Source organism: Pseudomonas sp. FW300-N2A2, from assembly GCF_017351735.1.
Classification (GTDB): Bacteria; Pseudomonadota; Gammaproteobacteria; order Pseudomonadales; family Pseudomonadaceae; genus Aquipseudomonas; species Aquipseudomonas migulae.
This window is the reverse complement of sequence record NZ_JACNDU010000002.1, coordinates 123,936-135,323: the sequence shown is the minus strand read 5'-3', so window position 1 is coordinate 135,323 and position 11,388 is coordinate 123,936. Positions and strand designations below refer to the sequence as shown.

Sequence of the window (11,388 nt, the reverse complement as noted above, 5' to 3'; positions counted from 1 at the left end):
CAAAAGGGAGGTCATTGTACACACCGACACAGAGGCTCACAAATTTGACGACGAAATGTCGCAAATCTATGTCGCATTTGTGAAAGGTTTAAAGCGATCTGCTGTGCTAGTCAAAACTTTTTTTAATTTTGACTGCAACGACTCAAAGACTACTGTGACGCAGACACCACAAGGCACGCGGCCTGTAGAGGCGGCATGCGCTTGTAGAAATTTTGAGGTGCCGGGAGAGGCGGCCTGGGTAAGGCCGCCGAATCTTCAGCGAGTTGTTGCCAGTTCCTGTTGGACGCTGGCGACAGTGCGAGGCCAAGGTTTACCAGCCTGAACCTTCGCTGGCAAGGCCTTGATGGCGGTAATGGCTGCATCGCGGTTGGCGAAGTTACCGTAAGTGATGACGTAAAGCGGCTTGCCGTTGAGGACTTTCTTGAAATAACGGTACTCGCCGCCCTGCTCTTTCACGAAGTTTTGCGCGGTCGCCTCGGAGCTGGTGCCGAGGATCTGCACCACGTAGTTACCCGGAGCCTGACCGGCGTACCAGGTGCCGCCGGCAGCCTTGGCCGCAGCCGCAGGTTTCTCGGCAGGCTTGGCGGTTGCGACGGCCGCAGGCTTGGCTGGCGCAGGCGCTGGTGCCGGCTTCGCTGCAGGCGTAGTCGGAACCGGCTTGGCCGTCGCGACCTGAGTCGGCGCTGGTGCAGGCGCTGGCGTAGGCTTGGCGGCTGGCGTCGGCGCAGGACCGGCCTGGATGCCCGCAGGAGGCGCGATGGTGGTCACGGTCGGCGGTGTAGCGCTGGAACCCTCTACCGGCACGCCATCGTCGCCCTCGGTGATGCCACCGGCGGCTTCAGCCAGCGGGCCACGCATGACCGGCTGCGAGTTGCCGACCAACGGCAATGGCATCGGTTGCGAATTACCGGCGAATTCCACGGCAGGTGCGCCACCGCTGTTAGGTTGTGGCGTGCCCTGCCCGAGCGGCAGTTGCGCCTGTTCGTTGGCAGGTGCGCCGGTGGTCGGTGCTTTGCTGCGACCCGGCATCAACCAGGCGGCGGCTACCGCGACCACGACGACGGCGGAAATCGCCAATACGTGTTTCTTCGGCATGTTGAACCCCATACTTGGACGCTTGACCGCTGAGCGGCTGGCAATCATGGCTTCGATCATTGCATCGCGGGCAACCTGGTTGATGTTGCCAGGCCAGCCGTCGGAGCTTTCGTGAATATCAGAGATCTGTTCTGCGGTGAAAAGTTCGATACCCCGTCCAGCACCTTCGAGCCGCTGGTCCAGATATTCGCGGGTTTCTTCTTCGGTGTAAGGCTGCAGCTCGATGACGTGGAAGCGCTCTTCTTCAAGGCTCAGCGCCTCAAGTTGAGCGATCAGCGAGGATTCGCCGAACAGGAACACGTGCGGGCGGCCTTCCGGCGCACCGGCGGCCAGCTCCATCAAGGCTTCGAGCGCGGACTCGTCGAGCTGCTCGGCGTCGTCCACCAGCAAATAGACTTCCTGACCGGTCAGCGCGAGCTGCACGACCTGAGCCAGAATCGCGCCGGTCTCGGCCTCGGCGACGTTCAGCGCCTGAGCCACCTGACGCAGCACGCCCGCCGCATCACCGGCGCCACGGGCGGAAGCCACCACGCTTTGAACGGACTGTTTATTGGTGCTGGCCACCAGGGCCTGACGCAACAGGGTCTTGCCACTGCCTTGCGGGCCGGTGACCACCAGCAGCAACTGGCTGTAACGAGCCAGGTGATGCAGCTGACCCAGCACAGGTTTGCGCTGGGCCGGGAAGAATTTGAAGCCAGGCACCCGTGGAGCAAAAGGGTCATGACTCAACTGGTAATGGCCGAGGAAAGCCTCGTCGGCGTGCAAACTAGTCATCGGGATCTTATTAACCTTTAAGCTGAGCCAGGGCGCGGTAATCCGCTCCCAGCGTGGCCTGTAGAACCTCTTTCGGATAATCGTCGGTCACCACTGCTTCGCCCATGTGGCGCAGCAGCACCAGGCGCAAACGACCGTCGATCACTTTCTTGTCAATTGCCATGTGTTCGAGAAAATCGGCTTCAGTCATCTCTTCAGGCGGGATGACCGGCAGGCCGGCACGCTGGAACAGGCGAATGCCGCGATCACGCTCTTGCTCACTGATCCAGCCCAGACGCGTGGACATTTCCAACGCCATTACCGTACCGGCAGCGACCGCTTCACCATGCAGCCAGACACCATAGCCCATGTGGGTTTCGATGGCGTGGCCGAACGTGTGGCCCAGGTTCAACGTGGCGCGAACACCGGTTTCCTTTTCATCGGCGCCGACCACCGCCGCCTTCGCCGCGCAGGAGCGCTCGATGGCATAGGTCAGGGCGACCTGGTCCAGGGCGCGCAGGCGATCGACGTTTTCTTCGAGCCAGGTCAGGAAGGGCTCGTCGCAGATCAAGCCGTATTTGATGACTTCAGCAAGCCCGGCGGACAACTCGCGGGCCGGCAGGGTATTGAGGGAGGCGGTATCGATCAGCACCACGTTCGGCTGATAGAACGCGCCGACCATGTTTTTGCCCAGCGGATGATTGATCCCGGTCTTGCCGCCCACCGAGGAATCGACTTGCGACAACAGAGTGGTTGGAACCTGGATGAAATCGACGCCACGCTGGTAACAGGCGGCGGCAAACCCGGCCATGTCGCCAATCACGCCGCCACCGAGGGCGATCACGGTCGTGCGACGGTCGTGTCGTGCGGTCAGCAAGCCGTCGAAAATCAGTTGCAGGGTTTCCCAAGTCTTGAAGGCTTCGCCGTCGGGCAGCACCACGGAAATCACCGAATACTGCGCAAGGCTGCGGGTCAGACGTTCAAGATAGAGCGGCGCAACGGTTTCGTTGGAGATGATCGCCACTTGCCGTCCGCGAATATGCGGGGCCAGCAGCTCAGGCTGATCCAACAAACCTTCGCCAATATGAATCGGGTAGCTGCGCTCGCCTAGATCGACCTTGAGTGTCTGCATGTGTCCCCACAGTGAAGATGAAATCAGGCATCCCGCCTTGAGTTATCGAGTATCCAGGGCATCTGATGGTGTGACGCCGTTCGGTAGCCATCCGCCACAACCTTGAGCGGTCGTGGCTGGACGCCGAGGATAGCGCATTTCGCGCTGCGCTTTAACGGGGAGGCAGCTGCTGCAAGCGCTCGAGAATATCGAGCACCACCATACGCGGCGGCCGCTCATCCGTTTCAACCACCAGGTCGGCGATTTCCCGATAAAGCGGGTCGCGCAACTCCAGCAAATCCCGAAGGGTCTTGGCCGGGTCGGCAGTACGCAACAGAGGCCGATTGCGGTCGCGGGCAGTGCGGCCGACCTGCTGCTCCACGGAGGCGTGCAGATAAACCACCCGACCACCGGCACGCAGCGCCCGACGATTGGCTTCGCGCATGACTGCACCGCCACCGGTCGCCAGCACCACGCCGTCGCAATCGCACAGCTCGGCAATCATCGCCTGCTCGCGGTCACGAAAGCCCGGTTCGCCTTCCTTATCGAAGATCCATGGGATATTGGCGCCCGTGCGCAATTCAATTTCCTTATCGGAATCTTTGAATGGCAGGCGCAGCTCTTTGGCCAGCAACCGGCCGATGGTGCTTTTTCCAGCCCCCATCGGTCCAACAAGAATCAAATTTCGCACAGAATCAATGACTCACAGCAATCGCCTGGTTGTTCATGATACGCGGAGTGAGAAATACCAGCAGCTCGGATTTTTTCTCCGAAACCACGTCACGCCGGAAAAGGCGGCCAAGATACGGCACATCGCCGAGAAATGGCACCTTATCTACAACCTTGCTCTGAGTATTTGAGAAAACGCCACCGATTACGATGGTCTCGCCGTCATTGACCAGGACCTTGGCGTTGACCTCGTTTTTCTTGATCGGCGGTACATCCTGGACCTTGTTCAGGTAGTCCGGTTCGTCCTTGGTGACCTTGACCTCCATGATGATCCGATTGTCCGGGGTGATCTGCGGCGTCACTTCCAGCGACAACGAGGCCTCTTTGAAGGACACCGATGTGGCGCCGCTGGAGCTGGCCTCCTGGTACGGGATCTCGGTGCCTTTGAGGATTTTTGCGGTTTCCTTGTCGGACGTGACCACTTTGGGCTGTGAGACGATTTCGCCGTTACCGGTTTTCTCCATCGCGGTCAGCTCAAGATCCAGCAGCACATTGTCGGTGATGAAGGCGATGCCGAGCCCCGAGGTATTGGCGGCGGCGCCCATATCGACGAACGGCGAGTTGGTACTGGTGCTGCCAGGCGTGCCGATGGTCGACGAAGCATCGGCGCCGTTGCTGACCCCGGACGTGTTCCAGTTGCCCTTGTTCTGCAACGAACCACCCCAGCGCACGCCGAGGCTTTTGTCATAGTCGACGTTGGCTTCGACGATTCGCGCCTCGATCATCACCTGACGCACCGGGATGTCCAGTTGCGCGACGATCCGGCGAAGCTCGTCGAGGCGATCCTGGGTCTGATAGGCAATGATGTTGTTGGTCCGGTCATCGACAGTGATCGAACCCCGCTCATCCACTTTTGCCTCGGCACTGGTCACCGACGTGAACAGCTTGGCGATATCCGCCGCCTTGGCGTAATTGACCTGCAGCAGCTCACGACGCAATGGCGCCAGATCGGCAATCTGCTTCTGCGATTCCAGCTCCTGACGTTCGCGCGCGGCAATCTCGTCGGCCGGCGCCACCAGCAACACGTTGCCGATCTTGCGCTTGTCCAGCCCCTTGGTTTTCAGCACCAGGTCCAGCGCCTGATCCCATGGCACGTTTTGCAGACGCAAGGTGATGCCGCCCTGCACCGTGTCGCTGGCCACCAGATTGAGGTTGGTGAAGTCGGCGATCAGTTGCAGCACCGAGCGCACGTCAATGTCCTGGAAGTTCAGCGAGAGCTTTTCACCGGTGTAGGCAAAACGTTCGGCGTTGCGCTTTTGCAGGTCATCGACGGTCATCGGGCGAATGCTGACGGTGAGCTTGTTGTCGGTCTGGTAGGTCGAGTAATCGAAGGCGCCGCTGGGCTCGATGCTGATGGTCGCCCGATCACCGGTGGCACTGGCGTTGACGAACTGCACCGGCGTGGCGAAATCCTTGACGTCCAGGCGCACTCGCAGAGGTTCTGGTAATTGGGTTCTGGAAAAATTAAGGACGATTTTGCCATCGCGCTCCTGAATGTCCGGGGCGATGGAAGGGTCCGACAGGTCGATGACCACGTTGCCTTCGCCTTGGGTTCCACGCTGGAAATCCACGCCGCGAATGGCCTTGCTCGCCGGCGCATAAGCCTTGGCCGGCGCCGCAGTTGCCGTGGCGACCCGCGAAGGCCTGGCGGCAGGCGCGGCAGCGTTACTGCCTCCCCGCCCGACCACAACGAACAGGTTGTTGCCTTCGACCCGTGCGGTGTACGGGGTCAATTGAGTCAGGTTGATGATCAGCCGCGTGCGGTCCTTGGCTTCCACCACCGTGGCGCTGCGGGCGTTGCCGCCGCCAAGATCACGGGTCTTGCTCGCCAACCGGCTGACCACGCCAGGCAGATCCAGCGCAATCCGCGCAGGCTGCTCCGTCGTGTAACCATGGGGCTCCGGCGGCGCGCCATCGAATGACAACTTCAACTCGACGCGGTCTCCCGGCAGCGCGGCAACATCCAGCGCTTTGAGGTTGGCCGCTTGTACCATCGGCGACAGCAACGCTATCCATAGCGAAATACCGAAGGTTGCGAAAATCCTGTTCATTATTCGAGTTCCACTATGAGTGCTCTTTCAAAGGGATAGTCCGTGGCCGCTCCAGCCAGGCGCCTTCGCCGTCAGGAACGATTTCGACCACATCGACTTGCGAGCCGCTGATGGCGACGATTCGGCCATCGTTGCGCCCCAGGTAATCGCCGACTTTCAGCCGATGCACACCGCCCGCCCCGCGCAACAGCGCAAAGGAGCCCGCCGCATTGGAGATCGTGCCGACCATTTCAAACTGCTCGATGTTGAAACCTTCGAGGTACTGCTTGACCCGGCTGGGGTCTGGTTTGACATTGCGTGCGCCATGCTTCTGACCGGCCAGATCAACTCTGAGCTGCCGGGAAAACGGGCTTCGCAAGTTAGCCGCGCTGTAGGTGAACGTTGGGTAAGACCGGAATGTCGGCGTTGGTTCAATCCTACCGGGCGCACGCAGACGCATTTCGTTCATGTAAGCGTCGAGATCACTGAAGTCGTTGCTGCCACCACAACCGGCCAGGGCGGCCAACATCCCGATCATCGGAAAAATACGAACCGGGCTCATTTTTGCAGCCCCTTGTCGTTGTAGCGGTAAGTCTTGGCGAGGATGCTCATGCGCAATTTCGCGCCGCCTTCGGGGTTGGCCGGGGCCAGGTCGAAATCATGCAGGGTGACGATCCGTGGCAGCCCCGCCACGCCACTGACGAACGTGGCGAGGTCATGATAGGCACCGGTGACGGTGATCTGGATCGGCAGTTCGATGTAGAACGGCTGGGTCACCTCTGGCAGCAGTTTGATCTCTTCAAACTCCAGCCCGCTTCCGAGGCCGGTACGGGTGATGTCCTCCAGCAGACCGGGCACTTCAGTGTCGCTAGGCAGTTGCCGCAGGAGTACGCCGAAGGAGTTCTCCATTTCCTTCATCTGCTGGGTGTACAGCTCAAGATTCGCCGCCATGTGGGCCTTGGTGGCGAATTGCTCCTTGAGGGTCGACTCTTCCTCGCGCTTGAGTTCAAGCTGGCTCTCAAGGTCACTGATGGAAAAGCTGTAGCCCAGCGCCAACACCAGAATCATCAATAGAAGACCCGCCAGCGCCTTGATGGCGGGCGGCCAGGACCCCATGTTGTTGGTGTCCAGATCGTTGATGTCGATCTTGCGCAGCCCTTCGATCCATTCGGCCGGCCTCATTGAACGGCCTCCACGGCAGCAGGCTGGGCCTGGCGCACGGTCAACTGAAAGACGTTGGCCTGATCCAGTTGGCCTGCGGTGGTCGCCTTGACCTCTGTCAGGGTGGGCGCATCGAACCAGTCCGATGCATCCAGATTGCGCATCAAGTCGGAAACACGGTTATTGGATTCTGCCGCGCCGGTGATGGACAGGGTTTTACCTTCCATTTTCACCTCGGTGAAATAGACCCCATCCGGCAAGGTGCGCGCCAACTGATCGAAGATCCGCCCGCTGATCGGACGGTTGCCTTGCAGGTCCTGAATGATGCGCATGCGTTCGACCAGTTGCTGACGCCGCGCCTTGAGGTCGCTGATCTGTTTGATCCGCTCGTCGACCACCGCAATCTGTTTACCGATGTAATCGTTTCGGGCGACCTGTCGGTCGATGGCGCCGTTGATGGCCCGATCCGCGACCAGCACCACTGCCACAGCGCCCACCAGCACGCCGACCAGCGCCAGCAAAAAGCGTTTGCGACGTGCGTCCCGCAGCTCTTCGCGCCAAGGTAAAAGGTTGATCCGCGCCATCAGTCGAAGCTCCTGAGGGCTAACCCGCAGGCGATCATCAGCGCCGGCGCGTCGCTGGCCAGGGCACCGGCGTTGACCTTGCTGCCCAGGGTCATGTCGGAGAATGGATTGGCCACTTGCGTCGAAGTGCCCAGACGCTCCTCGATCAATCGGTCCAGCCCCGGAACCGAAGCGGTGCCGCCAGCCAACAGGATATGGTCGACCGAGGTGTACTGGCCGGAAGCGAAGAAAAACTGCAACGAACGCGACACTTGCTGCACCAGTGCATCACGGAAGGGCTGCAACACTTCGCTGACGTAATCGTCCGGCAAACCGCCCTGCTTCTTCGCCAGCCCCGCTTGCTCAACGGTCAGGCCATAACGCCGCTGGATTTCTTCCGTCAGTTGACGACCGCCGAACAACTGTTCGCGGGTGTAGATGATTTTCCCGTTGCGCAGCACGCTCAGGGTGGTCATGGTCGCACCGATGTCGACCACGGCGACCGTCAGATCCTCGCGAGACGCCGCCAGATGCCCGGTCAGCAGGCCGAATGAGCGCTCCAGCGCGTAAGCCTCGACATCGACCACGCGCGCCGTCAGGCCGGCCAGTGCGAGCGCCGCTTCACGGACTTCGACGTTTTCCTTGCGACAGGCTGCCAGCAGCACACTGACCCGTTCCGGGTTGCGTGCCGATACGCCCTGTACTTCAAAGTCGATGGCGACTTCGTCCAGTGGATAAGGGATGTATTGATCGGCCTCGATCTTCAGCTGGTTTTCCAGCTCGTCGTCGGAAAGACCTGCATCCATTTCGATGGTTTTGGTGATGACGGCAGAACCGGCCACGGCTACGGCCACATTCTTGAGGCTGGTTCTGGCCTTGAGCAGCACGCATGAAAGGGCCTGACCCACGCCTTCGAGTTCGGCGATATTTTTCTCGACCACTGCGTTGGCGGGTAGCGGTTCAACCGCATAAGCCTCGACCCGATAGCGGTCGCCCTGGCGGCTTAACTCCAGAAGTTTCACCGACGTGGAGCTGATGTCGATCCCCAAAAGCGTATTGGCTTTTTTATTGAAGAGTCCTAGCACTACCAATTCCCTATGACTATCCGTGTCTTACGGACTCTGTAATGTCCGTTGCGTTCAAACCACCCGTCTTGACAGCAGCGCAAATGACGCTCTCGACGTAAAAATGCTTATAATGCCCAGCGTTTTTTTCCGGTTTTTACTGCAAGCGCGGGTCGTTCCCTGTTTATCTGAACCCTGCTGCCTAATTCATTCTTTGCCCTGGATATCCCAAAGCCTTGATTCGTCTGCTGAAATTCTTCGGTTGGTCCATCGTCGCCGTTTTCTGCGGACTGCTCCTTGGTCTGAGTGGCGCGTTTCTTTACCTTAGTCCGGGATTGCCTTCTGTGGAGGCACTGCGAAGCATCCAGTTGCAGATTCCATTGCGCGTCTACAGCAGCGACAACAAGTTGATCGCAGAGTTTGGCGAAATGCGCCGTACACCGATCCGTTTCGCCGACATTCCCCCCAATTTCATTAATGCGTTACTAAGTGCTGAAGACGACAATTTCGCCAACCACTACGGCGTCGATCCCAGCAGCCTGATGCGTGCCGCCACCCAATTGGTCAAAAGCGGACACATCCAGTCCGGCGGCAGCACCATCACCATGCAGGTGGCGAAGAACTTCTTCCTGACCAGCGAACGCAGCTTCTCGCGCAAGACCACTGAAATCCTCCTGGCCCTGCAGATCGAACGGCAGCTGACCAAGGACGAGATCCTCGAGCTGTACGTCAACAAGATCTATCTGGGCAACCGCGCCTACGGCATCGAGGCCGCGGCGCAGGTTTACTACGGCAAGTCGATTCGTGACGTCAGCCTGGCGCAGATGGCGATGATCGCCGGCCTGCCGAAAGCTCCGTCGCGCTTCAACCCACTGGCCAATCCGGCTCGCAGCAAGGAACGTCGCGACTGGATCCTTGGCCGCATGTACAAGCTCGGCAAGATCACCGAGAGCGATTACACCGCCGCGATCAACGAGCCGCTGAACGCCAGCTATCACGTGCCGACCCCGGAAGTGAACGCGCCGTACATTGCTGAAATGGCCCGCGCCGAAATGGTCGGCCGCTACGGCAGCGATGCCTACACCGAGGGTTTCCGCGTCACGACCACCGTGCCGAGCAACCTGCAGGAAATGGCCAACACGGCCGTCCACGAAGGCCTGATGACCTACGATCAGCGTCACGGCTATCGCGGTCCCGAGTCGCGCCTGCCGGGCAAGACCCGCGAGGCCTGGATCTCGGAGCTGACCAAGCAGCGCACCATCAGCGGCCTTGAGCCGGCCATCGTCACGCAGGTCGAAAAGAACGGCCTGCAAGTGCTGACTCGTACCGGAGACGAACACATCGGCTGGGACAGCATGAAATGGGCGCGGCCGTTCCTGAACACCAACAGCATGGGCGCCAATCCGAAGCAGCCCTCGGATGTGGCTCAGGTCGGTGATCTGATTCGCGTACAGCGTCAGCCGGACAATTCGCTGAAATTCAGCCAGATCCCGCAAGCTCAGGGCGCACTGGTCTCCCTTGATCCGCAGAACGGCGCAATTCGCTCGCTGGTCGGCGGCTTCGCCTTCGAACAGAGCAACTACAACCGTGCCCTGCAGGCCAAGCGTCAGCCGGGCTCAAGCTTCAAACCGTTCGTGTACAGCGCCGCGCTGGATAACGGCTACACCGCCGCCAGCCTGGTGAACGACGCACCGATCGTGTTCGTCGACGAATACCTGGACAAGGTCTGGCGTCCGAAGAACGACACCAACACCTTCCTCGGCCCGATCCGCCTGCGTGAAGGGCTGTACAAGTCGCGCAACCTGGTGTCGATCCGCCTGGTGCAGGCGCTGGGTGTCGATCGCACCATCGACTACATCAGCAAGTTCGGCTTCAACAAGCAGGACCTGCCGCGCAACCTGTCGCTGGCCCTGGGCACCGCGACCCTGACGCCAATGGAAATCGCCACCGGCTGGAGCACGTTCGCCAACGGCGGCTTCAAGATCACCCCGTACATCATCGACAAGATCGAAAGCCGCAATGGCGACACGCTGTTCGTCGCCAATCCGCCAAGCGTACCGAAAGGCGATGTGGCCACCGACGGCATCGCCGCGCCGACCGCCGAGGCCTTTACGGTCAACGCGACGCCGGGCGAAGCTCCAGGTCTGCCAACACCTCAGGCGCCGGCCGTGGCCGAACGCATTGTCGATGGTCGCACCACTTACATCCTCAACAGCATGCTCGAGGACGTGATCAAACTCGGCACCGGCCGTCGCGCACTGGCCTTGGGGCGCCCCGACATTGCAGGCAAAACCGGTACGACCAACGAATCGAAGGATGCCTGGTTCTCGGGCTATAACGCCGATTACGTGACCACCGTCTGGACCGGTTTCGACCAGCCGGAAAGCCTGGGCAAACGCGAGTTCGGCGGCACCGTTGCCCTGCCGATCTGGATGAACTACATGGGCGCCGCGCTCAAAGACAAGCCGCCGCACACGCAACCGGAGCCGGAAGGCATCCTCAGCCTGCGGGTTGACCCGGTCAGCGGCCGGGCAGCCACCCCAGGCACGCCTGGAGCGTACTTCGAGCTGTTCAAGGCCGAAGATACGCCTCCGTCGGTGAATGAGCTGGGTAACGGCAATGCGCCGGGCAGCCCGCTGCCAGCGGATGAAGCGGCGCCGATCGATTTGTTCTGATCGCAGCACCACCCAAAAAGCCCCGCCTTCGAGAGAAGTGCGGGGCTTTTTTCGCTCTGTGCATTGCGCCATAGATGTGGCGCCTGTCAGGCCGTCATCGCTGGCAAGCCAGCTCCTACAAGGGATATGAGCAGCTCACCAAATCTCTGTAGGAGCTGGCTTGCCAGCGATGAGGCCCTCACCGACAACACAAAACCTGCAGGCATA

General features: G+C 60.3%; 9 protein-coding genes. 1 reads left to right on the top strand and 8 read right to left on the bottom strand.

All coding sequences use genetic code 11. The annotated features are described in order from the left end of the window. Window positions 1-255: 255 nt before the first annotated feature. The 8 genes from J4E42_RS04230 to J4E42_RS04195 all read right to left on the bottom strand — a co-directional run bounded on the left by J4E42_RS04230 (window position 256) and on the right by J4E42_RS04195 (window position 8,527). Window positions 256-1,869 (bottom strand): AAA family ATPase, encoded by a 1,614-nt coding sequence (locus tag J4E42_RS04230; RefSeq protein WP_207284673.1) that lies wholly within the window; start codon window positions 1,867-1,869, stop codon window positions 256-258. A 10-nt stretch (window positions 1,870-1,879) separates the two neighbouring features. Continuing rightward, window positions 1,880-2,980: a 3-dehydroquinate synthase gene (aroB, locus tag J4E42_RS04225; protein ID WP_008041853.1), complete on the bottom strand. Its 1,101-nt coding sequence runs from the start codon at window positions 2,978-2,980 to the stop codon at window positions 1,880-1,882. A 151-nt stretch (window positions 2,981-3,131) separates the two neighbouring features. Next, window positions 3,132-3,650, bottom strand: a complete 519-nt coding sequence (gene aroK / locus J4E42_RS04220) for a shikimate kinase AroK (RefSeq protein ID WP_032828585.1) — start codon at window positions 3,648-3,650, stop codon at window positions 3,132-3,134. A 4-nt stretch (window positions 3,651-3,654) separates the two neighbouring features. Continuing rightward, window positions 3,655-5,739 (bottom strand): type IV pilus secretin PilQ, encoded by a 2,085-nt coding sequence (pilQ, locus tag J4E42_RS04215; RefSeq protein WP_207284672.1) that lies wholly within the window; start codon window positions 5,737-5,739, stop codon window positions 3,655-3,657. A 13-nt stretch (window positions 5,740-5,752) separates the two neighbouring features. Then, window positions 5,753-6,280: a pilus assembly protein PilP gene (locus J4E42_RS04210; protein ID WP_008041856.1), complete on the bottom strand. Its 528-nt coding sequence runs from the start codon at window positions 6,278-6,280 to the stop codon at window positions 5,753-5,755. Beyond that, complete coding sequence (pilO, locus tag J4E42_RS04205; RefSeq protein ID WP_008041857.1) at window positions 6,277-6,900, bottom strand: type 4a pilus biogenesis protein PilO; 624 nt, start codon at window positions 6,898-6,900, stop codon at window positions 6,277-6,279. Before pilO ends, J4E42_RS04210 begins: the two co-directional genes overlap by 4 nt. Beyond that, entirely contained in the window at window positions 6,897-7,463 is a 567-nt protein-coding gene (locus J4E42_RS04200) for a PilN domain-containing protein (protein WP_207284671.1), read from the bottom strand. The genes pilO and J4E42_RS04200 overlap by 4 nt, the downstream gene beginning before the upstream one ends. Beyond that, window positions 7,463-8,527, bottom strand: coding sequence for a pilus assembly protein PilM (locus J4E42_RS04195; RefSeq protein ID WP_207284670.1), 1,065 nt, complete (start codon window positions 8,525-8,527; stop codon window positions 7,463-7,465). The genes J4E42_RS04200 and J4E42_RS04195 overlap by 1 nt, the downstream gene beginning before the upstream one ends. A gap of 218 nt (window positions 8,528-8,745) precedes the next feature. On the opposite strand from J4E42_RS04195, the gene J4E42_RS04190 reads away from it, so the two are divergent. Next, complete coding sequence (locus tag J4E42_RS04190) at window positions 8,746-11,181, top strand: penicillin-binding protein 1A (protein WP_404943241.1); 2,436 nt, start codon at window positions 8,746-8,748, stop codon at window positions 11,179-11,181. Window positions 11,182-11,388: the final 207 nt, after the last annotated feature.

What these genes read in the sequence shown, in the direction of transcription:
- J4E42_RS04230 (WP_207284673.1), bottom strand. Translation starts at nt 1,869, where the DNA reads ATGACTAGTTTGCACGCCGACGAGGCTTTCCTCGGCCATTACCAGTTG.
- aroB (WP_008041853.1), bottom strand. Translation starts at nt 2,980, where the DNA reads ATGCAGACACTCAAGGTCGATCTAGGCGAGCGCAGCTACCCGATTCAT.
- pilQ (WP_207284672.1), bottom strand. Translation starts at nt 5,739, where the DNA reads ATGAACAGGATTTTCGCAACCTTCGGTATTTCGCTATGGATAGCGTTG.
- J4E42_RS04210 (WP_008041856.1), bottom strand. Translation starts at nt 6,280, where the DNA reads ATGAGCCCGGTTCGTATTTTTCCGATGATCGGGATGTTGGCCGCCCTG.
- pilO (WP_008041857.1), bottom strand. Translation starts at nt 6,900, where the DNA reads ATGAGGCCGGCCGAATGGATCGAAGGGCTGCGCAAGATCGACATCAAC.
- J4E42_RS04200 (WP_207284671.1), bottom strand. Translation starts at nt 7,463, where the DNA reads ATGGCGCGGATCAACCTTTTACCTTGGCGCGAAGAGCTGCGGGACGCA.